This is a genomic window from Bacillus sp. LQ01, from assembly GCF_057624735.1.
This window is the reverse complement of record NZ_JBYEZL010000002.1, coordinates 888326-914288: the sequence shown is the minus strand read 5'-3', so window position 1 is coordinate 914288 and position 25963 is coordinate 888326. Positions and strand designations below refer to the sequence as shown.

Below are 25963 nucleotides of genomic sequence, written 5' to 3'. Positions count from 1 at the left end.
GCTTACTCTATTTGTTCAGCGCGGAACTCCAGGGTGATATTCCCACTATCTCCTTATCCTGAGCTTACACCATCCTCAGTTCGCTATATAAGGTTTGAAAAGGTACTTATCCCTATCTTCGTTTTTCTTAATAAATATGTTGTTTAAAATTATATGTAATAATGAGAAAAACGTCAAGCTTACACTGTTTCTTCTTTTTTCAACAGTTCATCTACTTCGTCTTCTAATTCAATTAGTTTATCCCAATCATCGTTGTTTAACATCTCAAGCTGTGTTTCTAATAACATACGGAAACGAGTTCGGAATACTTTCGCTTGTTTCTTTAGCTCTTCAATATCAAAAGCAACTTTTCTTGATTTTACTAATGCTTCGTTAATAATACGATCAGCATTCTTTTCAGCTTCACGCACAATTAATTTCGCTTCTTTTTGCGCATTACGTTTTACTTCTTCCGCTGCTTCTTGTGCAACAACGATAGATTTGTTTAACGTATCTTCAATATTAGAGAAATGATCTAACTTCCCTTCTAACTGCGCAACTTTTTCTTCTAAAGCTTTTTTCTCACGAATGACCAATTCATAATCTTTGATAATTTGATCAAGAAACTCATTTACTTGATCTTCATCATAGCCACGGAATCCGCGACCAAATTCTTTGTTATGAATATCTAATGGTGTTAACGGCACAACGCCACCTCCAAGTAGTTATCTAAATTTCCTCTTTCAATTATATCTTTTCTTCGACAAAATAGGAGGATTTCCTTCTAAAAAACCAATCATTTTAGTATACCATACAAAATTCTCCATTTGTCGCGTTTTGTTCTACCTTCTACAGAAAATAATTTACTTCGGCCATATCCTCTAACAGAAAAAACATCTCCTGGATAACATTCATAAGAAGTTTGCTCCACTGTTTTCCAATTGACTTTTACTAAACCATTTTTTATGAAAGGTTGTACTTTCTGTCTAGATAAATGTAACATTTCAGCTAACATAACATCTAAACGAAGTGAAGAAACCGTTCCAGATTTCTCTCCCCACGTTTCATGTATCTGTAGAATTTGTTCTCCTTGCACTGACGCTAAAGAGACTTTTACTTTCCCTATTGATTGTAAGTTCATCTCAATATACGATACAATTTCTTTCGCAACTACAATTTGGGCACGATTTTCTTGCAGCAAAATATCACCACATTTTTCTCTTGTTAAACCAAGAGACATAAATGTACCTAATATTTGCCTATGTTCTAGCGTATAAAACTTGGAAGGATAGTCAATTTCTAATACTTCTACTTGAAATTCTTCTTCATTTAATTCTAGATAGTCTGGATAAATAAGTGCTCTTTTACGCTCTGCATTAGGCGTTGCACCACCAAATTGCACAGCAACATCACCTTGTCCTATTACCATAGAAACAATTTGTTGTTGCCTAGGATCAAGAAAATCCGTTAACTTCACTTGATGGTACTCCGCCGCTCGCTTCCACTCTAGCACTTTATCCACAAAGACCTCCTCATCAGGCCTAAAATGTTCGTAGATGCTCATGTATTTACCTTCTTACTATAAGAAATAGCTTAATAAACTGAACAAACCAGTTTTAGCAAGTTTCAACGCAAAGATTGCAACGATTGGAGAAATATCAATCATTCCAAGCGGCGGAATAAAGCGGCGGAATGGTTCTAAATACGGTTCACAAATACGTGCCAGGAACTCTCCAAAAGATGATTCCTTTGCACCAGGAAACCATGATAGGAGAATGTAAATAATAAGTGCCCACGAGTAAATCTCGATAGCATAACTTAACACTATAAAAACTGTTGTCATGGCGTATTACCACCTCTTTATATTTGTTTCTTCTTCTTCACCGAATAACTCTGAAATCGCACCAACAATATCTACATTTTCAGGTGTACACATAAATGTTTTCGGCCCTATTTTTTGAATGTCCCCGCCTATAGCGTATACAGTACCACTTAAAAAGTCAACGATACGTACCGCTTGATCAGTAGACATTCTCTGCAAATTAATTACAACAGCTCGTCTACCTTTTAAGTGGTCCGCAATCCCTTGTGCTTCCGAATATGTGCGTGGTTCTAATAAAACAACTTTTGAAGATTGTTTTGCTGTTTCAATACTCACAACATTTTGCTTCGGTTGCGCTTTCGGAAACGTAACGTCTTGTTGTTCTGGTGGATCTTGCTGCTTTTTCATGTCTGTTTGCTCCTTTTCATAACCATATTGAGCTGCTTCTTTTTCTTCCGGTGTATCAAAAAAGAAGTATTTTACTTTTGACCAACTCATAATAAGATTCTCCTTCCTTTTACGCTTTTCCTACTAAAATCGTTCCCAAACGAATATATGTAGCCCCTTCTTCAATTGCAATCTTGTAATCGTTGGACATTCCCATTGATAATTCTTTACATGGCGCATGTAATAACTCTAGCTCCTGCACCTCTGTTTGCAGCATACGTAATTCCTTAAAACAGCGTCTGATTTCTTCCTCTTCTTCTGTAAATGGAGCCATCGTCATTAGTCCAACCACTTCAATTTTATCGAATTCTTGCAAACTTTGAATAAAAGAAACAACCTCTTCTATTGCCAATCCTTGCTTCGATTCTTCAGATGAGGTTTTCACTTGAATAAAGCATTTCACTTTCTTATCAGCACGTTTCTGAATTTCTTTCGCCAGTGAAAGACGATCTAACGAATGTAAATAATCAATTTCATTAATGATTTCTTTTACTTTTCTCGTTTGTAATGAGCCAATAAAGTGCCAATTAACTTTTGAACCGAAATGCTCGTATTTCTGTAAGAAACCTTCATTTCTATTTTCACCTAAATCGATAACTCCAGCTTCAATTACTTCGTTTGTTTTTTCAATCCCTACAGTTTTTGTAACTGCAACAAGTTTAATATCTTGCAACGAACGTCCAGCTCGAGCGCAAGATTCTTTAATAGCTTCGTTTACAATTTCTAAATTTTCTTGTACTGTCACTTGCTTTCTTCCTCCTTAAAACCTATGAAACTCAACATTCTTCCTGTCTTACCTTGATCACGACGATGAGAGAAAAATAGTTGCTCTTCACAGCTTGTACAAAGAGATGACATTACAATATGCTCTTCTTTTATGCCTGCTTGTACACATAATATACGATTAATTTCTTTTAAATTAATTGCGTACTGCCCGTCAGAAATTTTTTGATGAGGAACAGCACCCCTAACTACTTCCTGTGCTGCTGTTAATACACGATCATCCACAACATAACAACAAGATCCGATCGACGGCCCAATTGCAACATGAATTTCATCACTTGAAATACCTTCTGCATTCCACTTTTGAATCATTTCCTTTGCAATCTCTTGTACAGTGCCTTTCCATCCAGCATGCGCAAGTCCTATCATACCATGTGATGGTGCATAAAAATAGAGCGGAACACAATCCGCGTAACAAGACGTTAACAGAACATCTTCATTACTCGTATAAATGCCATCTGTTTTTGAAATGCCGTCCTCATATGAATAGACACCACTTCCCTTTTCCTGTTGCCCTACTTTTTCAACATGATGAGCATGAACTTGTTCAGAGCAAATCCAATTTTCTAATGGTTTTTGTAACTTATTTGCTAAAATGCGTCTGTTTTCATGAACGTTCTCCACGATATCATTCACATGTAATCCTAAATTCATCGCATGAAAGGAGCCCGTACTTATCCCACCATCTTTTGTCGTAAATCCAGCAGTAATGTTTCCAAGTTCTTTCCACGCTTGTAAATACAGTATACCGTCCACATATTTAAATGGTTCTCTCATAATAAAGCGGCTCCTTTTAATTAAAATAACAGAAAAAAGCATGGTACTTCCTGTCTATTTTACCATACTTTTATTTTTTCATAATCCTAACAGAAAAAAAAGAGGAATTTGTAATATTCTTTATGAAATTGTCGGTGTTTGTATTGATTCTGTTACAGAATTAACAGGATTTACTCTTACAAGTATGACATCTTCCCCAATTTTCACAATTTCCTTCCAAGGAATTACAATCTCAACATCTTTTCCAAAAATACCTAGCATACGTGTCTGTTTGGAAATAATAACAGAACAAATTTTCCCTGTGTTCATATCAATTTCAATATCTCCAATATTCCCAATCCTTTTTCCATCTGAAATATTTATAACATCCTTCATCTGTAACTCTGAAATTCGTATCACCATTTTTATCCTCTCCCTTATATGACAAATTGGAAACTGTTTCTCATATTTACAGGAAGCCACCTACACGAAACACCATGCTAGTTTCATTATATGAACACAAATCCCCTACTATGAGCACAAACCATATTACATATAAAAAGGTCTCACCATAATTGGTGAGACCTTATCCTTGAATCGTTTTATTCATTTGTTTAATGGCTGACTTCTCTAAACGTGATACTTGCGCTTGGGAAATCCCAATTTCTTCTGCAACTTCCATCTGTGTCTTTCCTTGGAAGAAACGTTTTCTAATAATCATTTTCTCTCTATCATTTAAACGCTTCATTCCTTCTTTCAATGCTAATTCTTCAACCCACTGCTCGTCCTTTTGTTTTTCATCACTTAACTGATCCATAACAAAGATAGGATCTCCCCCATCATTATAAATCGGTTCAAATAATGAAACTGGATCTTGAATTGCATCTAAAGCAAATACTATCTCTTCATGAGTTACTTCTAGCACTTTTGCAATATCCATTGCTGTTGGTTCTTTTGAATTTTCTGCAATCAACTTTTCTCTTACTTGCAAAGCTTTATACGCAATATCTCGCAATGAGCGCGATACGCGAATCGGATTATTATCACGCAAATATCTGCGTATTTCCCCAATAATCATCGGCACAGCATACGTTGAAAATTTTACATTTTGGCCTAAATCAAAATTATCAATTGATTTCATAAGTCCGATGCAACCAACTTGAAATAAATCGTCAACATATTCTCCTCTGTTATTAAATCTTTGGATGACGCTCAGTACAAGACGTAAGTTTCCATTCACTAATTTTTCTCTTGCGCTTATCTCTCCACTTTGCATTTCACGAAATAATTTACGCATCTCTTCATTTTTTAATACTGGAAGTTTAGCTGTATCAACACCGCAAATTTCTACTTTGTTTCTCGTCAAAGTGTTCCCTCCTATCGGGAGTTGCTGTACAGTGTAAAGTATTTCCTTTGAAGGGGATTTTATGCATGTGGTTTTTTCACGATTTGTTATTTAAATTATCTTTCCTAATACAACTAAATAGAATAAGACCAGCCTACATAACGGCTGGTCTTATTCTTTACACCATTTTATTAAATTCTTTTCGTAATCTTTTTATAATTCTTTTTTCTAAACGCGAAATATATGACTGTGAAATCCCAAGCATATCAGCCACATCTTTTTGCGTCTTTTCCTCTCCTCCAGCAAGCCCAAACCGAAGTTCCATAATTTGTTTTTCACGATCATTTAATTGGTGTAATGCTTTCATTAAAAGGTGACGATCTACAGTAGCTTCTAAATCTTTTGTAATAATATCATCATCTGTACCTAACACGTCAGACAATAACAGTTCATTCCCATCCCAATCAATGTTTAGTGGTTCATCAAAAGAAACTTCCGAACGATTTTTGTTATTTCGACGTAAATGCATTAAAATTTCATTTTCTATACAACGCGATGCATATGTTGCTAATTTTATTTTCTTTTCTGGATTAAATGTATTTACCGCTTTAATAAGGCCGATTGTTCCTATACTAATCAAATCTTCAATATTTATCCCTGTATTTTCAAACTTTCTTGCTATATATACAACGAGCCTTAAGTTACGTTCAATAAGTAATGACCTTGCTGCCTGATCTCCTTTTGGCAATTTATTCAAAAGAACTTCCTCTTCTTCTTTTGTTAACGGTGGTGGCAACGCTTCACTTCCACCAATATAATAAATTTCATCGGTCTTAATTCCTAATTTCAGCAATACTTTATACCAAAGGTATACTAAATAAAATTTTAATTTCATCATATTATCCCGCCTCTCATTATTAAGCGATTACCATTTTTTGCGAAATCAACATTTTTGGATGCACAATACATTGATACTCCCCATTAGTAGAAAGCTGTTGTGTATTTAATCCAATTAATACTTTGTTTACAACAATAGAACTACCTTCATGGTCAACTTGCACACTGTCAGGCTTAATTGCCCACAAAAATTGACTCTCTACTCCTACTGCACGGAAAGGAATTAAGCGTAATTTTGTCGCCCAACCAGAATCATTTTCTGGTATTTGAGGAATTTCTGTTTTGGAATAAATTTGTTCTGTTAACCAAGATGGTAAGCAATGTTCTAATGATGAAACATGCATAATCATAACGGGTGTTTTTGTTAATGGGTCATAAAGTTGGTTCCCACTGTCAATAAGACCTGCCAGTTCTAGTTCTTCTTCTGCTAATTGAATTTTTACTTTCACAATTTGATCATAGTGTATTTTCGTGACCTCTACGCTTTCAATACGCTTTTTAGAAAAATAATAAATTACTGGAAAACCAAAAATAACAAATAACCAACTAATTGGATCACCGTAAGAAATTGACTGAGATTGAACCAATCCATTTACCATTTCATTCGTTTGCAAAAAGAAATGAGTTCCAATTAATCCTCCGCCAACCATAAAGGTTACAAAGTAAAAAGTAAAAACAGTTTGTGCATAATTTCTAAATGTTGTAAACCCAAATGCTGTATACACAATAAGTAACGAGTACAGTAGTTTCATAATTGGATGTGTCATCATAGAAGCAAAAGGAGTAAAGGCAAAAATAACAATAGTTGAACCTATAAATGCCCCTAACACAAGCCTCCATTTTTTGATTTTCTTTTTTAACACGGTAGCTGTTAATAAAAGCAAAAGAAAATCAATGCAGGCGTTTAACAACCAAACAACGTCGGCGTAAACAACCAAACAATTCACCTCTTTTTTCAAGTTGAGACTAGTATAATGCATATCCAATAGGAAAGTGTGTCAATTTGCGGAGGTGTTTTTTTGTTATTTTGTGATTTCTAGACATAATCTGTCGGTAAAAAATAAAAGTACAAATTCATAGAATGATATACTCTTATTTTCACCAACAAAATATACCAAATAAAAAAAAAGACCTGCTTAGCAGGTCTTTTCCATTTAAAAAACAAAAAAGGAGCATGAAAGCTCCTTTTTTTATCGTCTACGACGGTTACGTAAAAATGCTGGAATATCGATATCATCTGAATCTGAATGACGCTCATGTACAACTGGCTCTTCACGCTTCATTTCACGTTTTACTTCACGTTGTTTTGAAGGTTGAGCTACTGGTTGTTGCTGTTGTTGCGTGTGGTTCGCATTCGGACGAATAATTGGTTTTGGTGGTTGAGTTGCAATGCTATCATCAAAACCAGTTGCAATTACAGTTACAACGATATCATCTTTTAATCCTTCGTTAATAACAGAACCGAAGATCATATTTACTTCTGGATCTGAAGCTGAAGCTACGATATCTGCCGCTTCTTGTACTTCATATAAGCTTAAGTTAGCGCCACCCGTAATGTTCATGATAACACCTTGAGCTCCATCAATAGATGTTTCTAGTAATGGACTAGAAATCGCTTTTTTCGCAGCTTCTGCAGCACGATTTTCCCCGTTACCAGAACCAATACCCATTAAAGCAGAACCTCTATTAGACATAATTGTCTTTACGTCTGCAAAGTCTAAGTTAATTAAACCTGGCGTTGCAATTAAATCCGAAATACCTTGAACACCTTGACGTAATACGTTATCAGCTTCACGGAATGCTTCTAACATTGGCGTATTTTTATCAACAATCTCTAATAAGCGATCGTTTGGAATTACAATAAGAGTATCTACATTTTCTTTAAATGCTGCAATACCAGATGCTGCTTGCGTCGCACGCTTACGTCCTTCAAAAGTAAATGGACGTGTTACAACACCAACTGTTAAAGCACCTAATTCTTTTGCAACTTGAGCAACAACTGGAGCTGCACCAGTTCCAGTTCCACCGCCCATACCGGCAGTTACGAAGACCATATCCGCACCACGAAGTGCTTCTTGGATCTGTTCTTTACTTTCTTCTGCAGCTTTTTTCCCTACTTCAGGGTTTGCGCCTGCACCAAGTCCACGCGTTAATTTTCCACCAATTTGCATTTTTGTTTCAGCTTTTGATAGATTTAATGCTTGTGCATCAGTGTTCACAGCGATAAAGTCTACACCTTGTACACCGTGTTCAATCATACGGTTTACAGCATTGTTTCCGCCACCGCCGACACCGATAACTTTTATATTCGCTAATTGATCTTGAGTAGTATCAAACTCTAACATGTCGAAATCCCCCTAGAACCTCATTTTTCGTGTCCAATTTTAATCCCATAAATAACGGAATACACGTTTTACTTTTGACATCATGCGGTCATCATTTTGATTATTATTGTTTTGATTACGAGTTTTTTGTTTCGCGGGTTGCTGTTGTACCGGCGTTGGTGCTGGTGCTGGTACTGGTTCAAAATGCTCTTGCTTTTCCTGCACATTTTTCCCACGTAATTTAGCTTTTTGATAAGAATGTTTAATTAATCCAACTCCACTTGTATATTGGGGCTCACGCACACCAATATAATCAGGAGTTGCTACACGAACATTTTCATGTAAAATATCATATGCAAGATCAAGAACACCTGGCATAGAAGCAATTCCGCCAGTTAGTACATAACCAGAAGCCACTTGCTTTACTCCTAACTTACGCACTTCATCTTGAACAAACATTAAAATTTCCTCTACACGAGCCTCTATTATATCCGATAATTCCAACTGAGAATATTGTTCTGTTTGATCACTTCCCATAATAGGAACCGTAAACATCTCTTCTTCAGATGCTGTATCATAAAAAGCATGTCCATATTTCAACTTAATTTGATCTGCATTTTCTGTTGAAGTTTTCAACCCAATCGCAATATCTTTCGTTATATGGTCTCCACCTAATGGTAATACGCTCGTCGCTTGTAACTCTCCATCTTTAAAAATAGATAAAGTTGTAGATCCTCCCCCCATATCAACAAGGGCTACTCCTCTATTTTTTTCATCTGAAGATATAGCAACTGTTGCAGCCGCTAAAGGTTGAAGGCAAATATCAACAATTTCAAGACCTGCTTTTTCTACACAACGAAGTAGGTTATGTAGTAAAGTTCTCGAGCCTGTAATAAGTGTACCTTCCATTTCTAATCTTACACCGATCATCCCGCGTGGATCGTTAATCTCGTCAAGACCGTCTACGATGAACTGTCGAGGTACCACATCAATAAACTCACGTTCTGGAGCAATTGACACAACTTGTGCTGCATCTAGAACGCGTAAGACATCTTCATTCCCGATTTCACGATCTTCATTTGAAACAGCGACTACTCCGTGACAAGGAAGTAGCTGTACCTGGTTTGCATTGACACCTACTACAACTTGCTCAATGTGGATTCCCACCATGCGCTCAGCTTGTTCAATTGCTTTTTTAATTGATCGAACAGTCTCGTCTATATCAACTATCGATCCCTTCTTTAAACCATTTGATTTTACATTTCCAACACCAATAATGTTTAAGCTGTCATTAACCATTTCACCAATGATGACTTTAACATTGGATGTACCGATGTCAAGACTAACATATATTTCATTGCTGTTCATTCTTTGGCACCTCCTTCTTTATTTATACCATACAACTCAATATATGGAACAACAATCGCAACTTTACTATTTATAAGAAAAATATTCAACGTCTTTATACGTTTCCCTTTTTTAACCCTATATTTTTCTTATTTTTATTTAGCATTCAATTAAGAATATCGCAGTAAACTATGAATAACTGCTTATCTTGAAATAATTCTATTTCGAGTGTAAAGTTTACCGCCAAGTATAAGTCTACACTAAGATGTACTCATAGAAAAGTGAAACTTGTACCAATACTAGTATGAATCTAAGAATTTTTACATATTTTTCATCAAATGAACCATTCTTCTAAATTCGTATACATATAATAGAACATTCGTTTCGTTTTTTCTGCTATGAGCAACGAAAACTACCATTCTATTCTTTTTTTTCTTCCGCACCTAATTCTTTCGTATATGCACCTACTTCTAAGTCAATTAATACCTTCTTACCTGGCTCAATTGTTTTTAAAATAAGTGGATAGGCTTCCATACGTTTTGCGAAATTTTGAATCGTAGTGCTCACTTCATAACCTTCATTCATATATAAAGTAAGATGATCTTCATTCGCATTCGTTGGTGAATAGCGAATCTCCGAAATAGATTTTAAAATAGCTGGTGTTAATTTTTCTAGTTCAGCAATTAACTCCTTCATTTTCTCTTCTTTAAAAGGTTCGAAAATCGGTGCTGCAACAGGAAGTTTTCCATTAGGTAGTACATCAAGCGTTTTTCCATTTTCTAATAACGGTTGTAATTTTCCCTCTTTATTTATATAACCAATCGTTAAATATTCTTCGATATGAATATCAATCTTGTTTGGAAAACGTTTTTTTACATTTACTGCTTTAATTTCTTTTCGCTTCGTTAAGTTTTCTTCAGCTTTATGTGCTGTCACTCGGAAATAACTTGTATCATATGTCACGCCTGAATCCTTCATTACTTGCTCATCCGTCATATAGTGATTTCCAAACACACTAATCTTTTTTATATTACTAAGCGGAGACCGAAAATAAATTAAAAAGAGCACTAATAAAAATAAAATTGATATGTATAAAATCAATCGATGATTAACATTTTTTTTGTTTTTTTTCTTTTGATTTTTCAATTTTGGTACACGATCTTGTAGTTTAATCACTTTACTATTATTCATGTACGATCCCCCTATGTAACATAAAGAACGGCATGTTCCTCATGCCGTTCTTATCTTCTTATTATAACATAAATGATAATGAGCGGAACGAATAACCGTTATCTTCCAATGATTTCTACTTCTGTGTGCATATCTACATCAAATTTATCCTTAATTGTATGTTTTATTAATTCAATTAAAGACAATACATCTTGCGCTGAAGCTCCCCCGGTATTAACAATAAAATTGCCATGCATTTCAGAAATTTGAGCTCCACCAATCCTATAACCACGAAGCCCTGCTTTTTCTACTAAATCTCCTGCAAAATGTGGGATTGGATTCCGAAATATACTTCCTGCACACGGATGATTCCATGGTTGCGTTTCACGGCGGTAGTCTTTATTATTTTGCATGCTACGTACAATTTCTTCACGTTTTCCCGCCTGTAATTGAAACTCCGCCTCTAAAACAATACCAGGACGTGTCGTTTGCAATACAGATGACCGATAAGAAAACTCCAGTTCTTTATTCGTTAACCAGGCAATTGTACCGTCTTCAAACAGAATGAGAGCCTTCGATAATACACTCGATATATCCGATTTATGTGCACCTGCATTCATATATACTGCACCACCGACACTTCCTGGAATACCGCTCGCAAACTCCAATCCAGCTAACCCTTGACGACTAAGTAAAGTTGACAATTTAATAAGAGGATATCCACTACCAACTCTTACCTTATGTTTTTCGACCTCTAAGTGATCTAATCCTTCTCCTAAACGAATAACAACACCTTCTATGCCTTGATCAGATACAAGAAGGTTTGAACCGCGACCAATTACAGTCCACTTCGTTTTGTATTGCTTTACTAACTGTAATGTTTTTTCAATACCGGCTACATGCTTTGGCACAATTAAAATATCCGCTGGTCCACCTATTTTCATAGTTGTATAACGTGCTAACGGCTCGTTAACTAAAACACGACCAACGTCTGCTTCTATAAGCTCATTTACTAATTGTTCCATAGACAATCTCCCCCATATTAAGTCTCCTTATGACAATAATATGCAGGGCGTTCACCTAACGTTATCCCTCTATTTACGGGCAGTACAGCTCCTAAATCAAAATTCGGCGATAACAAAGAAATTAGGCGGAATCAGGATGTCAGTAAACATCCGATTAGTGAAAGATAATAATCAACGAGAGAGAATCACTCCCCACTAATTAAAGCCTCACTTTATTTTTTTACAAGCTTATTCATTACTTCATACAGCTTATTTGTTGCATCTGGAATACCTAGTTGCTTAGCCGCTAGCTTCATATTTTGTAATGTTTGTGCATTCAATAAAATCTCATCAATATCACGAATAAGCGTTTCAGCTGTTAAATCTTTTTCAAGTAACATTTTTGCCGCTCCTTTATCAACAACTGAACGTGCATTCTTTTCCTGATGATTATTTGTTACATATGGACTCGGTATTAACACACTTGGTTTTCCTAACGCTGTTAATTCTGCAAGTGTTGTTGCCCCAGCCCTTGAAACAACAAGGTCTACACCAGTTAGTACCTCTGGCATATTATGAATGAACGGCTTAATAATAACATTGCTTGGGTTCCCTTTTTGCTTCACGGCTTCCATCACTTTATCATAATGTACTTCACCCGTTACATATAGTATTTCGTAGCTTTTGTTCCCAAACTGTTCAATTGCTTCAACGAAGGCATCGTTAATCGGTCTAGCCCCACGACTTCCACCAAATATAAGTACAGACTTTTTAGGAAGAGAAAGCCCAACTGAACGTTTCCCCTTCATTCCATTTTGATCCATTACCTCTGATGCTCGTGGATTACCTGTCATTACCACTTTTGACTCTGGAAAATGCTCTATAGCTGCTTCAAAACAAACAGCAACTTTATCAACATAACGGCTTAAAAACTTGTTCGTTACACCTGGTACACTATTTTGTTCATGTACAATAGTTGGAATACCTAATTTGGCTGCAGCGTATACAACTGGTCCACATACATATCCACCCGTTCCAATTACAATATCCGGATTAAAACGACGAATATATCGTTTACTATCCTGTACACCTTTTAGAAAACGCATTACTGTTTTCACATTATCTAATGATATTTTTCGTTTAAATCCACTTATAACAATAGATTGAAATGGTATACCTGCTTTTGGAACGATTGTACTCTCTAGTCCATTTTCCGTACCAATATATAAAAATCTTGCTTCTGGATTTAACTTTTTTATTTCTCTAATTAAAGCAAGAGCTGGATAAATATGACCACCAGTACCCCCACCACTCACTAATACACGCACTACTAACTCCTCCGCTTCTCTTTTCTTATTTCCATTATATTTATTTCTATATACATATTGCATTTTTACACACATACGAAAAACCCTGTCTTATAAACAGGGTTTAGTAGCGAGAATGGCGACTTATATTTAATAATACACCTACTGCCATTAACATTAATGTCAAACTTGATCCACCATAACTTAAAAACGGCAAGGTAATACCCGTAACAGGCATCAGTCCTGTTACAACACCAACATTAATCATTACTTGAATCGCAATCATCGCCACAATACCTACTGCTAAAAACGTACCATATAAATCTGGCGCTCCTAATGCGATACGAATCCCGCGCCATAATAATAGACTAAATAATAATAACACAAATGAACCACCAATAAAACCTAATTCCTCGGATAAGATCGCAAATATAAAGTCAGTTTGCGGTTCAGGTAAATAAAGAAATTTTTGTCTACTTTGTCCAAGTCCAAGCCCAAATAATCCACCAGGTCCAATTGCAAGTAATGATTGGATAATTTGAAATCCACTTCCGAGCGGATCTGACCACGGATCTAAATATGATGTAATGCGTTTCATTCGATACGGTGCTGATGCAATTAACCCTACAAATCCTGCTACACCAATCAAACCAAACATTGCAAAGTGAAAGACCCTCGCTCCCGAAATGAATATCATAATGATACATGTCCCAACCATTACCGTTCCTGTCCCAAGGTCTGGCTGTAACATAATCATCCCAAAAGCAAGAAAAACAAAACTAAGAGCCGGTAATAAACCACGTTTAAAAGATGTAATCAATTTTTGACGTTCTGCTAAAAACTTTGCCAAGAAAATAATCATCGCAAACTTCATAAATTCTGACGGTTGAATCGAAAATGCTCCGATTCCAATCCAACTTCGTGCTCCTCCTCGAACAAGACCTACTCCAGGAATAAGAACGAGAATAAGAAGAATGAAGCAAACTAGCAAAATCACTTTTGAATACGTACGCCACACCCAATAATCAATTTTCATAATAAAAAACATAGCTACTACACCAAGACCCGCAAACAGTAATTGTCTTTTTGCAAAAAAGAATGAGTCCCCCATTTTATAAGAGGCCCAAACTGCACTCGCACTATAAACCATAATCATTCCGATTGTCAACAATGAAAGTGTTACGATGATGAGAATAAAATCAGGCGTTTTCTTCATTACCCACAAACACCACCTCTTTAGGCAGAACCTTTTGCCCTATGTAACAAAACATCAGTAGGTGTTAGCCTACTGATGTTTTGATTTACTTTATATAAGTTTATGCACAGCTTGTATAAAAATGTCTCCTCTTTCTTCAAATGTTTTAAATTGATCCCAGCTTGCACACGCTGGAGAAAGAAGAACGACATCGCCATCTTTAGAATGAGCATAAGCCTTCACCACTGCTTCATCTAAAGTATCGACACTTTCAATTATATCTAATCCCGCTTTTTCTGCCGCTCTTACTAGTTTGGGAGCTGTTTGTCCAAATGTTACAATCGCTTTTACATTTTTGAAATACGGAATTAAATCATCGAATTCATTTCCGCGATCAAGCCCACCTGCTAGTAACACAATCGGTTGTGTAAACGCAGATAGTGCTTTCTCAGTCGCTAACATATTCGTTGCTTTTGAATCGTTATAAAACTTACGGTTGTTAATCGTTGTTACATATTCTAAACGATGTTTTACACCCGTAAAACGTTTTAACACGACCGTAATTGCTTCATTAGAAGTACCTAATAATTTCGCAATACTCATCGCAGCTAAAATATTTTCTAGATTATGTTGACCAGGTAAAACGATATCGCTTACTTCAACAACTTTTTCACCTTTGAAATAAAGAGCGTTATCTTTTATACACGCGCCATCTTCAATTTCTTTCGTTGTCGAAAACAGGATTTTTTGACCTTTAGAATACGCAGACAAAGCCATCACATCTGCATCATCCGCATTTATTACACTATAATCATTTTCTGTTTGGTTTTTAAAAATATTTGCTTTCGCTAAACCATATTCTTTCTTCGTCCCATGATAATCTAAGTGGGCCTCAAATAAATTTAAAAACGCAGCAATTTTAGGTTGGAACAATTCTACTCCCATCAATTGAAACGATGAAAGTTCTGTAACTACAACTTCATTTTCTTTTGCATCCTGTGCTACTTCACACGCTACAGTTCCAATGTTCCCTGCAATTACAGGATGCTTTTGTCCTTCTTTTAGCATTTCAAATGTCAGCATTGTCGTCGTCGTTTTACCGTTAGACCCCGTAATCCCAACAAATGGTGCTTCTGAAATACGATATGCTAATTCAACTTCCGTAACAATCGGAATTTGCTTTTCTTTCGCAGCAACTAATATTGGATTAGAATACGGGATTCCTGGATTTTTTACTACAAGAGAAATATTTCTCTCTAATAATTCTAAAGGATGACCACCGCATACAACGTCCATTCCTTTTGCTTGTAATTCTGCAGCAAGTACATTCTCTGCTAAAGGCTTTCCGTCATTTACAATAACATTTGCCCCTAACTTTTGTAACAATGTAGCTGCTGCATAACCACTTTTTGCAATGCCTAATACAAGAATATTCTTATTTTGAAATTCAGTTACAGTTTTCAATTACATCCACACCCCGATATAAATTCCTAACACAGCTAATAAAAATCCTGCAGACCAAAACGTCACAACAACACGCCACTCTGACCAACCACATAATTCATAATGATGGTGTAATGGACTCATTTTAAAGACACGTTTTCCTGTTGTTTTAAATGAAATGACCTGAATGATAACCGATAAAGTTTCCATTACGAATACTCCGCCGATAATTACAAGTAGCAATTCTTGTTTTAATAAAATCGCTACAGCTGCAATGGCTCCACCTAAAGCTAATGAACCTGTATCTCCCATAAACACTTTTGCTGGATTCGCATTGAATACTAAAAATCCAAGTACAGCTCCTACAACTGCCATACAGAATATCGCCACTCCAAATTGCTCTTGTGCCACAGCAATAATACTAAATGCTCCAAATGCAATAGCAGCTGTTCCTGATAATAAACCATCTAAACCGTCAGTTAAGTTAACTGCATTTGATCCACCAATAAGCATAAATAGTACAAGTACGAAATACGCCCAACCTAATTCAAACTTAACATCCGTTCCCGGAATCATGATGTATGTGTGGAACGCTTGCCCTTTTCCAATTAAAAAGAATGCAATAGCAATAACAAGCTGACCTACTAATTTTTGTTTTGATGTTAAACCAAGATTTCTCTTCTTAACTACCTTTATGTAGTCATCTAAAAATCCAATCAAGCCGTAACCAAACGTCACTAATAGTAATAACGAAACCTCTGCACCTAAATAATTAAACTTAATCGCCATAATAAGTGAAGTTACCATCATAGATACGTATATGACGATACCACCCATTGTCGGTGTCCCTGATTTTTTTTGATGTGACTTTGGTCCCTCATCACGAATACTCTGTCCGAACTTTAATTTTCTTAAAAATGGAATAAACAATGGCGAAAGGGCAACAGAAATTAAGAATGCTACCCCAGCCGTTACTAATAAACCTTGCTCAAGCACATGTAGTCCTCCTCTCACGTTGTTACTCTTCGTTGCTTAAACGCCCTTTAATTGCTTCTTTAGCAACTTCACGATCATCAAAATGATGAACTTCTTTACCAATAATTTGATACGTTTCATGACCCTTACCAGCAATAATAATGATATCATCTGCTTTCGCTTTAGTGATTGCATGGTGTATCGCTTCTTTTCTATCAATAATCACTTCATAATTTTTCCCACTTGCACCATGTACCATATCATCTAAAATAGCCGCTGGATCTTCACTTCTTGGATTATCTGATGTGTAAATTGCATGAGTTGCATATTTTGTTGCAACACTTGCCATTATCGGTCTCTTCGTTCGGTCCCTATCGCCGCCACAACCAACGATACAATACACATCACCTTTTGCAAATTGTTTTGCAGTTTTTAATACATTTTCTAAACTATCCGGCGTATGTGCGTAATCAACAATAACTGTATAATTTTGTCCTCCATCAACAACTTCAAAACGCCCTGGAACCCCAGCTAGTTCTTTTATAACAGCAATGATTGTTTCTAATTTCACACCCGAAACAAGTCCTGCTGCTGTTGCTGCAAGTACGTTATATACATTAAATTTACCTATTAATTTCATCGTAACATTTACACTTTCATATGGTGTGACAAGCGTAAATGTAGTCCCGCCACTCGTCATAACGATATTTTTTGCCATAATGTCACTTGTTGTATCAATACCATATGTTACAACTGTTGCTGCAGTACTTCTCATATACTCTTCTGTTACATTATCATCGCTATTCAGCACAGCGTACTTTTCACGATTATGATTATAACTATTGCCAAGCTGTGCAAATAGTAACCCTTTTGCATGTTTATATTCTTCCATCGTTTTATGATAGTCTAAATGATCTTGTGTTAAATTCGTAAACACCGCTACATCGTAATCACATCCGTGTACACGACCAAGATCTAACGCATGTGACGAAACTTCCATTACCGTGCTGTCCACACCTTGTTCAACCATTTTTGAAAACGTCTGTTGAAGTGTTAGTGCATCTGGTGTTGTATTTTTCACCTCAAATGTTTCATCACCGATTTTCATATTAATCGTTCCAATTAGCCCTGTTTTATGACCATGTGCTCGCATAATCTCATCCATAATATGCGATGTTGTTGTCTTTCCATTTGTACCTGTAATTCCGATTAAATGTAACTTGTGTGTCGGTTGACCATAAAAATAATCAGCTAAAACCGCTAACGAACGAAAAGTATTTTTCACAAGTACAACTGGAACGTCAACATCAATTGGTCTTTCCGCAACAATAGCAGCCGCTCCTTGTGCCGCTGCTTGCTTAGCAAAATCATGGCTATCAACCGTATATCCTTTCATACATACAAATAAGCTTCCCTCTTTCACTTTACGTGAATCAGCTTCTATAGATGTGATTTCTGGATTTTCTTTTGGAACAACTGGAAAATCATGCAAACATGATACAAGTGTATGCAACTTCATTTCACTAAACCCTCTCTACATTGTTTATTTATCTTTTTTCAGTAAGCAACACATTACCTCCTATATAAGGAGGTAAGTGCTACTGACCTATTTATGAATGAGACACTTACTGTCTCAAATTAAGTAACTGTTCTATAAAGAACTCACTTCCACCAATTGTACCATAAAACGTACTATGTTACCTTTAATTCCCGAAGTAAATTCTAATTTTTGAGCCTTCTTTTACTTTAGCTCCCGCTTCTGGTGATTGTTTAATTACTTTCTCTCCATCTCCACTTATATCAAGCTTCAAATCGACGAGTTGTGTTTGTAAGTCTTTCTTTTTCATTCCAATTAAATTCGGAACTTCCACAGTTGGTGTATCGCCCCATTTATATTCTTTCTCAACTTGTTCTTTTCTCGGTTTCACTCCCATAACAGGAAGCGCATCTCGAAGGATATTCCCGACAATCGGAGCTGCTACCACTCCACCAAACTGTGTAACCCCTTTTGGATTATCAACAGCTACATACACAACAATCTCTGGATCATCCGCTGGAGCAAATCCGATAAAAGATACTATATAATTATTCTCTAAATATTTACCATCCTTCACCTTTTGAGCAGTACCCGTTTTTCCACCTACGCGATATCCATCAATATAAGCACCTTTACCAGAACCTTTCGCTACAACATTCTCTAATGCATAACGAACTTTTTCTGAAGTTTCCTTGGAAATAACTTTTCTTTTCTCAACAGGTGTCTTTTTACTAACAACTTGATTATTTTTCGGATCAATAAACTCCTTAGCTATATACGGCTGATACAATGTTCCACCATTTACAGCCGCCGCTACAGCTGCTACTTGTTGAATCGGCGTAACAGAAACTCCTTGGCCGAATGAAGTTGTTGCTTGCTCTACTGGACCAACTTTATCTAAATTAAATAAAATCCCACTGCCTTCACCTTGCAAGTCAATTCCAGTCTTCTGCCCAAAACCAAAATTACGAATGTATTTAAATAATCGGTCTTTACCAAGGCGATCACCAAGTTCAATAAATCCCGGGTTACATGAGTTTTGAACGACTTCTAAAAACGTTTGACTGCCATGACCTCCTGCTTTCCAGCATTTCAATCTAGCTCCACCTACTTCAGCTGCTCCATCATCATAAAACGTATCCTTCTCTAAGTCTACTAAATTTTCATTCAATGCTGCAGCTAATGTAATGATCTTAAATGTTGAACCAGGCTCATACGTACTCCATACAGGTAGATTTCTGTTATACACTTCTGGAGAGACACTTTGAAAATCCGCTGGGTCAAAACTCGGTCGACTAGACATCCCTAAAACTTCACCATTTTTAGGGTTCATTGCAATCGCAATCATACCGTCAGGATTATAAGTTGACTCCGCAATATTCATTTCTCTTTCCATAATCCTTGTAATACGCGCATCGATTGTTAATCCTAAATTTAAACCGGCTTCTGGCTTTTTGAAATCATCACCAACATTAGGCATCCTTTGTCCTTTCGCATCTGCAAAAAAACGCACATGACCTTTGTCCCCATTTAGCTCTTTATCATAATATTTTTCTAGTCCCATAAGACCTTGGTTATCGCTACCTGCAAAACCTAATACATGTGATAAAAAGTTTCCAAATGGATAGTACCGGATAGAATCCTCTGCGATATACACGCCCTTCAGACTTAATCCTCGTACTTCTTTCGCTTTGTCATGTGATATTTTCCTTCCGCCTTTATCTAACCTTACAATCGATTCTTTTTTTGTAATCCTTTTATAAATCTCATCTTTTTCCACACCTAATACTGCAGCTAACTTCTCTGCAGTCTCCGCTGGTTTTTCAATTTGCCTCGGTACAACAAAGACAGTTGGAGCACTTTTATTCGTGGCAAGTTCCACACCATTTCGGTCTAAAATTTTCCCACGTTCGGGTTCGAAAGTAATATTACGACTCCATGAATCTTTCGCACGATCTGTTAACATATTCCCAAGAAAAAATTGCACATATCCAAGACGAATATCGATAATCGTGAAAATAAGTATACCTGATATAAGTATAAAAATAAGTCGTTTTCTAACTGTTACATTTGATACACGCATATTGGAACAAGCCTCCCTTACGCCTAGCTTGTTCCAATATATGCTTGTACTTATTTAATTAGAACTTATTCTCTTTTACCATTACGGCTTTTCTGCTTCTTGCTGTGGTTCGAGTGGCGGTACGAGTGTGACACCTAATTCTGTACCAGGTTGTAATAATGTTCCTTCCGCCACACTTTGTTCTGTTACGTATCCTGTACCAGAAGGTTTCAAGTTAAGCTGTAATGTCTTCGCTAAATTCATAACATCACGCAGTGCCCATCCTTGTATATTTGGCATTGTAGGCTTATCTCCTACCAAGAAGACTCGGTCGCCTTTTAATGTTTGTTCAGTCGCTTTTGGTACTTGTTGCTGTACTTTCCCTTCACCTAGCACGATTGGACGAAGTTTTGCTTTATCAATCGCTTTCCCCGCTTCAGCCATCGTTTTACCATTTACATCCGGAACAGTAGTTTGTTGTTCTTTCAGATGTTTTTTCGGATCTTTAACTTCATTTGGCTTAATCTTTAAATACTCTAAACTATTTTTTGTTACATATTTAAAAATATCAGCTAACGGTTGTGCACCGTTCTCATCATCTTTTAATTTAGGCTGTTTAACAGCTACATACACAACAAGTTGTGGATCGTCCATTGGTGCCATACCTAAGAATGAGAATATATAATTCTGTCTCCCTGTCATATAGCCGCCTTTTCCATCCGGAATTTGCGCTGTACCTGTTTTACCACCAACTGAATATCCATCAATTTTATAAGCTGTCCCTGTACCTTTCGGAGATGTAACAACACGTTCTAATAATTGTCTTACTTGCGCTGCTGTTTCCTTTGTAACAGGTTTTCCTACTTCTTCTGGCTTATGTTCTAATTTTACTTTGTCTGTTATCGGATCTACAATTTTATCAATTGCATAAGGTTTCATCATTTTCCCATCATTTGCAATGGCCGTTGCAGCTTGTACAAGCTGAATTGGTGTTACAGTGGAACCTTGTCCAAAAGCTGTTGTCACTTGTTGTATTTGCTGATCAAATAAAATTGTATTCGATCCTTCACCTGATAAATCAATGTTCGTTTTTTCATCTAATCCAAAACTATGAATATATTTTCGGAAACGTTCTGGACCAAGTTTTTGATCTCCTAAAATTGCAAACGCTACGTTTGAAGAACGCTCTACCCCTTCATCAAACGTGATAGAGCCCCAACCAGCACCACCGTTATGATCTTTTATTTTCCTATTTCCGACTTGATATGTCCCGGACTGATAATAATCTTGGCCTTTGTACACACCTTCATTAATAGCTGCCGCTAACGTGAAAATTTTCATTGTTGATCCAGGTTCAAATGCATTGGCAATTGCGTCATTATAAAAGTATTTATTATTCTCTATGTTCGGATCATAACTAGGTTTACTAGACATTGCTAATATTTTCCCCGTTTTCGGATCCGCCACAATTCCAATTAAACTTTCCGGCTCATAATGTTGACTCGCCGATTTCATCGCGTCTTCTAAATAACTTTGAATACGTTGATCCATTGTCAAATATACATTATCTCCATTTTTAGGTGCCTTCACATTCACTTTCCCACCGTCAAGAGATACCCCCCTACGATCACCTGTATAAGCTACCTCTCCATTTGAAGCTCCTAAATATTTATCCAAACTTTTTTCTAATCCAAATTGACCTACTGCAATTCCATCTTCATTCGGTTTCGCATGCCCTATAACATAAGATGCGAAATCACCATTTGGATAAACTCTCGCATTTTCCGTAATAAAAGAAACCCCTGGCAATTTCAATGCTTCTATTTGTTCTTTCTTTTCTTTCGTCAAGCCCTTACCTATCTTCCCAAATTCCACTTGACTTTTATCTTTATTTAACGTCGCTAAAATATCCTCTTCGCCTTTTCCAAGTACTCCTGCAATTTTCTTTGCAGTATCTTCTTTATTCTCAACTGAGTTAGCACCTTTTAGTGCAGCTACCATTTTGTAAGAGTTTGCGTCTTGCGCTAACACATGACCGTTTTGATCATAAATGGTTCCTCGGTTCGCTTCAAGAACTCCTTTTTTACTATGCTTTTGTTTAGCAAGTGCATCTAAATCCTGATTATGAACTGTTCCTGTTGATTGTATGTAAAAAAATCGGGCTAATAACAGCAAAAAGAGCAGGAGGAAAAATATCATAAAATAACCTGCTCCCTTATTGGTATGAAATTTAGTCATATTCTTCTTCATCGTTCCTTCACACCTATTGCCTTATTTGAGGCCTTTCACATTATTCGCATTAATTTCTAGCCCGTGTTTTTTTGCAACTTCAGCGATTCGTTCATAGCGACTTAGCTTCTCTACTTCAGCTTGTAATTCTTGATTTTCTTTTTGCTGCTGTACAATTTTTTCTTCTATCGTCGCTGCTTCTACATTAACTTGATAAAGGCCTGCTTTATTTCCAATAAACGCGACACAGGCATACAATAAAAAGCCAATAAACGCTACATACAACAGTTTTTCGATTCTTGTAATTTTCGCTTTAACCTTCGGCTTAGCCATCTGCTGTGGGGGCGTTTGAATTTGCACCTCTTCTTGCGCTTGTTGTTTGTACTTTACAGCTAAATTAGTCATACCTCTCTCTCCCTTTTATCGTTTTTCAGCGATTCTCAACTTCGCAGAACGCGCACGATTATTTTCTTCTAGCTCTATATCAGAAGGTAAAATCGGTTTTCTTGTAATAAGCTTTAATTTCGGCTTAAATTCATCAGGAATAATCGGTAATCCTGGCGGCAATTGTGGCGTTGTACTATTTCGCTTAAACGTTGTTTTACAAATACGATCTTCTAATGAATGGAATGTTATAACACTAACTCTTCCACCTGGCTTAACCATCTCAATAGCAGATTCCAATGCTTCTTCAAATACTTTTAATTCATCATTTACAGCTATACGAATTGCCTGAAACACTCGCTTAGCAGGATGCCCACCCGTTCTACGAGCTGGAGCCGGAATACCTTCTTTAATTAGCTCTACTAATTCTCCTGTCGTTTCAATAGCTTTATTCTCACGATAAGCTTCAATTTTTCTTGCAATTTGTTTTGAAAATTTCTCTTCACCGTATTGGAAGAAAATCCTTACAAGTTGTTCATATGACCAGCTATTTACAACATCATACGCTGTTAATGGGGCATCTTGATCCATCCGCATATCTAGCGGTGCATCATGATGATAACTAAAGCCTCGTTCTGGTGTATCTAATTGTGGGGATGAAACACCTAAATCAAATAAAATACCATCTACTTCTGTTATACCTATTTCCTGCAGTTTTTCAGCTAAATAACGGAAGTTACTCTTTACTGTTATAAACTGTTCACCGTATGAAGAGAACTTTTCTTTCGCGTTTTGAATCGCTATCTCATCTTGATCAAACGCTATTAATTTTCCACCTTCAGTTAATTGGGATAATAAATAAGAACTATGTCCTCCTCCCCCCAGTGTACAATCTACATATGTACCATCTGGCTTTATATCTAAGCCGTCTACTGTTTCCTTTAAAAGCACTGTTACGTGTTTAAACATTGTTGCACCTACTCTTTTTCCAATTAATTATGTTGAATGTATCCCTTCCTCTAAACACATATTTCACGCTTAGAGAATGAAATAATACGAAAGAACGACTCATTTAACTTACCAACAAAGGCAACATACTATACAAATCGCTATTTTCTTTTATTATATACTAAATTTTATCATCTTTTGCGGGAATTTAAATAAAAAACTGTCGAAAAAGCGAATAATACGTTTACATTTTGTGCTATTTTGTCATATATTTAAGTATCCAACACAATTGCCATATCTAACATTTTTTGATTGATAATTCAGAAAAAAATCACTTCACAGTAAATTCAACGGAATAAAAATAAAATCCTGCTCCAAAGAGCAAGATTTTATAGTTTTATAACATGATGTTTTCCGTCCCAAGAAAAAGGGTTTTCCATTACACGATCAACGAAATCCAAACCAAACTGATTTAAATAATAACATACATTCCACACACGTTCTTGCGGCGCACCTAATGGACGAAGTGCGAATTGTATACGGCGGAATTTATTTAGCTGAACCTCATACTTTTTCTCAACATTTCTTTTCAACATTCTTTCCAACAGTTCAATTTGTTCATTAATTTTCAATTCGTTTTTCCCTGCAAACGCACCTAACCCTGGCTCTATTTTCTTTACAAATTGCTGTAAAGATGTATGAATATCGGCAATTTCTTTTTTCGCCTTTTCAAAATGATCATCAATCGGTTCCTCTATTTGATTAGACAACCAGTTTTCACGCAGTTTATCGACATCATTTAAAAACGGATCAATTTCTCTCAATTGCAGATCGAATAAATCTGTCGCTATATCTCTCTCCACATAAGTAATTGTAAGACGAGGAACGACAGGTGGCATTTGAAAACCGACAGTATGGAATACTTGTTGTAATTCACTCCAATAAGCTAATTCCCCTGGACCTCCAATAAATGCGAGCGTAGGAAATACATACTCTTGCATAAGAGGACGTGTTACAACATTATTACTAAAACGTGCCGGATTTCTCTCCATCTCTTCAATCAACTCTTCGTATGAAAAGGAATGCGCCCCATCCTTTCCAACAAACTTACCTTGATGCTCTTCAAGCAATACTCGTTCATTATCTATTTCCATGAATATATGCACTGCATGAGACTTCGTTTCAATAATCGGTTTGTATCCTAGTTCTTTAATTACTTCCTGCTGATTACGAAGGCCCTCTTGTACCTCTTTATACTTACTTATAATTCGCTTGAAAAATGGAATTTCTAACTTTCTTAATTCAGGATGATGTGAATCAACAAGGATTAAACCAGAATTAGCAAAGATTTTCGTAATAAGATGAGCAAAGAAATCTACATACGTATTCGATTTTTTCAAAGCATCATCAACAAATTTTAATACATCTTTTGTAAAATTTGTTTCTGGGTATGTTTTAAAAATCTCTTCAATCCAATTTCTACAATCTTCAACAGAAAGTTCAGACTCAGAAGCACTTGCCTTTTTCGGATTACGGTCATAAAAAATAGTTTTTTTCATCTTTTTATTTTTCGCTACAAAAGTATGATTAATCTCATCCATATCATGGTCTTCACCCGCAATCCAGAAGACAGGGACAACTTTAACTCCTAAACTTTCTTCCTTTTCCTTTGCAAGCTGTAAAATTGAAATAACTTTATGAATTGTATAAAGCGGTCCAGTTAATAACCCCGCTTGTTGTCCAGCTATAACAACATATGTATTTTCATCTCCAAGCGCTTTTACATTTTGAAGTGTAGATTCTCCCGCTTGTAATTTTTTATTATATTCTAATAAATGCGCTACTAAATCTTGGCGGAAAAACTCCCTTTCACGCAAATCATGTAAACGTTGTTTAAAAGCATCTTCTGTTAACATATAATCAAAACATGACTGTATCTCTTTTTTACCGTTCATATAGTCCGCTACAATACCTTGTTGCGGAACAGAGATTTCTTTTATCTCCATATA

At 36.2% G+C, this 25963-nt stretch carries 24 protein-coding genes and 1 other annotated feature (1 of these 25 only partly in view); all 24 genes read right to left on the bottom strand.

Annotated elements, in window-relative coordinates; translation table 11 throughout:
* Positions 1–128 (bottom strand) — a binding site (T-box leader); it reaches 96 nt to the left of the window's first position.
* A gap of 51 nt (positions 129–179) precedes the next feature.
* The 24 genes from divIVA to bshC all read right to left on the bottom strand — a co-directional run bounded on the left by divIVA (position 180) and on the right by bshC (position 25960).
* Positions 180–686 carry a septum site-determining protein DivIVA gene (gene divIVA, locus AC22L0_RS17265; protein WP_001131611.1) on the bottom strand — a complete coding sequence of 169 codons (507 nt, stop codon included), beginning with the start codon at positions 684–686 and terminating at the stop codon, positions 180–182.
* An 89-nt stretch (positions 687–775) separates the two neighbouring features.
* Complete coding sequence (locus AC22L0_RS17260; protein WP_002098127.1) at positions 776–1543, bottom strand: YlmH family RNA-binding protein; 768 nt, start codon at positions 1541–1543, stop codon at positions 776–778.
* 15 nt (positions 1544–1558) lie between these two features.
* A complete protein-coding gene (locus tag AC22L0_RS17255) occupies positions 1559–1822 on the bottom strand; it encodes a YggT family protein (protein WP_000214233.1) in 264 nt (87 codons plus the stop codon).
* A gap of 6 nt (positions 1823–1828) precedes the next feature.
* Entirely contained in the window at positions 1829–2299 is a 471-nt protein-coding gene (locus AC22L0_RS17250) for a cell division protein SepF (protein ID WP_000119129.1), read from the bottom strand.
* Positions 2300–2318: 19 nt separating this feature from the next.
* On the bottom strand, positions 2319–2993 hold the full coding sequence (locus AC22L0_RS17245) for a YggS family pyridoxal phosphate-dependent enzyme (RefSeq protein WP_000218000.1): 675 nt from the start codon (positions 2991–2993) through the stop codon (positions 2319–2321).
* Positions 2990–3808 carry a peptidoglycan editing factor PgeF gene (gene pgeF, locus AC22L0_RS17240; RefSeq protein WP_001209006.1) on the bottom strand — a complete coding sequence of 273 codons (819 nt, stop codon included), beginning with the start codon at positions 3806–3808 and terminating at the stop codon, positions 2990–2992. The genes AC22L0_RS17245 and pgeF overlap by 4 nt, the downstream gene beginning before the upstream one ends.
* Before the next feature lie 120 nt (positions 3809–3928).
* Entirely contained in the window at positions 3929–4210 is a 282-nt protein-coding gene (locus AC22L0_RS17235) for a YlmC/YmxH family sporulation protein (protein ID WP_000236745.1), read from the bottom strand.
* A gap of 163 nt (positions 4211–4373) precedes the next feature.
* Positions 4374–5153, bottom strand: coding sequence for an RNA polymerase sporulation sigma factor SigG (sigG, locus tag AC22L0_RS17230; RefSeq protein WP_000197755.1), 780 nt, complete (start codon positions 5151–5153; stop codon positions 4374–4376).
* 157 nt (positions 5154–5310) lie between these two features.
* Positions 5311–6030, bottom strand: a complete 720-nt coding sequence (sigE, locus tag AC22L0_RS17225; protein ID WP_000976948.1) for an RNA polymerase sporulation sigma factor SigE — start codon at positions 6028–6030, stop codon at positions 5311–5313.
* 19 nt (positions 6031–6049) lie between these two features.
* Positions 6050–6967, bottom strand: a complete 918-nt coding sequence (spoIIGA, locus tag AC22L0_RS17220; RefSeq protein WP_000261970.1) for a sigma-E processing peptidase SpoIIGA — start codon at positions 6965–6967, stop codon at positions 6050–6052.
* A gap of 252 nt (positions 6968–7219) precedes the next feature.
* Entirely contained in the window at positions 7220–8374 is a 1155-nt protein-coding gene (gene ftsZ / locus AC22L0_RS17215) for a cell division protein FtsZ (RefSeq protein WP_000888984.1), read from the bottom strand.
* A 39-nt stretch (positions 8375–8413) separates the two neighbouring features.
* On the bottom strand, positions 8414–9721 hold the full coding sequence (ftsA, locus tag AC22L0_RS17210) for a cell division protein FtsA (protein ID WP_001087557.1): 1308 nt from the start codon (positions 9719–9721) through the stop codon (positions 8414–8416).
* Positions 9722–10120: 399 nt separating this feature from the next.
* Entirely contained in the window at positions 10121–10891 is a 771-nt protein-coding gene (divIB, locus tag AC22L0_RS17205; protein WP_001065789.1) for a cell division protein DivIB, read from the bottom strand.
* 98 nt (positions 10892–10989) lie between these two features.
* Complete coding sequence (gene murB, locus AC22L0_RS17200) at positions 10990–11895, bottom strand: UDP-N-acetylmuramate dehydrogenase (RefSeq protein WP_087967395.1); 906 nt, start codon at positions 11893–11895, stop codon at positions 10990–10992.
* Positions 11896–12107: 212 nt separating this feature from the next.
* A complete protein-coding gene (gene murG, locus AC22L0_RS17195; RefSeq protein ID WP_487272431.1) occupies positions 12108–13202 on the bottom strand; it encodes an undecaprenyldiphospho-muramoylpentapeptide beta-N-acetylglucosaminyltransferase in 1095 nt (364 codons plus the stop codon).
* Positions 13203–13305: 103 nt separating this feature from the next.
* On the bottom strand, positions 13306–14397 hold the full coding sequence (spoVE, locus tag AC22L0_RS17190; RefSeq protein ID WP_000753520.1) for a stage V sporulation protein E: 1092 nt from the start codon (positions 14395–14397) through the stop codon (positions 13306–13308).
* A 90-nt stretch (positions 14398–14487) separates the two neighbouring features.
* Positions 14488–15840 (bottom strand): UDP-N-acetylmuramoyl-L-alanine--D-glutamate ligase, encoded by a 1353-nt coding sequence (gene murD, locus AC22L0_RS17185; RefSeq protein WP_000860116.1) that lies wholly within the window; start codon positions 15838–15840, stop codon positions 14488–14490.
* On the bottom strand, positions 15841–16815 hold the full coding sequence (mraY, locus tag AC22L0_RS17180; RefSeq protein ID WP_000893060.1) for a phospho-N-acetylmuramoyl-pentapeptide-transferase: 975 nt from the start codon (positions 16813–16815) through the stop codon (positions 15841–15843).
* Positions 16816–16837: 22 nt separating this feature from the next.
* Complete coding sequence (murE, locus tag AC22L0_RS17175) at positions 16838–18313, bottom strand: UDP-N-acetylmuramoyl-L-alanyl-D-glutamate--2,6-diaminopimelate ligase (protein ID WP_000766316.1); 1476 nt, start codon at positions 18311–18313, stop codon at positions 16838–16840.
* Positions 18314–18497: 184 nt separating this feature from the next.
* Entirely contained in the window at positions 18498–20414 is a 1917-nt protein-coding gene (locus AC22L0_RS17170) for a stage V sporulation protein D (protein WP_001266237.1), read from the bottom strand.
* Positions 20415–20495: 81 nt separating this feature from the next.
* Positions 20496–22643: a penicillin-binding protein gene (locus AC22L0_RS17165; RefSeq protein WP_000739961.1), complete on the bottom strand. Its 2148-nt coding sequence runs from the start codon at positions 22641–22643 to the stop codon at positions 20496–20498.
* Between the two features lie 21 nt (positions 22644–22664).
* On the bottom strand, positions 22665–23027 hold the full coding sequence (gene ftsL / locus AC22L0_RS17160; protein ID WP_000182804.1) for a cell division protein FtsL: 363 nt from the start codon (positions 23025–23027) through the stop codon (positions 22665–22667).
* Between the two features lie 15 nt (positions 23028–23042).
* Complete coding sequence (rsmH, locus tag AC22L0_RS17155) at positions 23043–23975, bottom strand: 16S rRNA (cytosine(1402)-N(4))-methyltransferase RsmH (protein WP_000472508.1); 933 nt, start codon at positions 23973–23975, stop codon at positions 23043–23045.
* A gap of 368 nt (positions 23976–24343) precedes the next feature.
* The gene (gene bshC, locus AC22L0_RS17150) at positions 24344–25960 is read right to left on the bottom strand and encodes a bacillithiol biosynthesis cysteine-adding enzyme BshC (protein WP_087967393.1); all 1617 of its coding nucleotides are present in this window, start codon (positions 25958–25960) and stop codon (positions 24344–24346) included.
* Between the last annotated feature and the right edge of the window lie 3 nt (positions 25961–25963).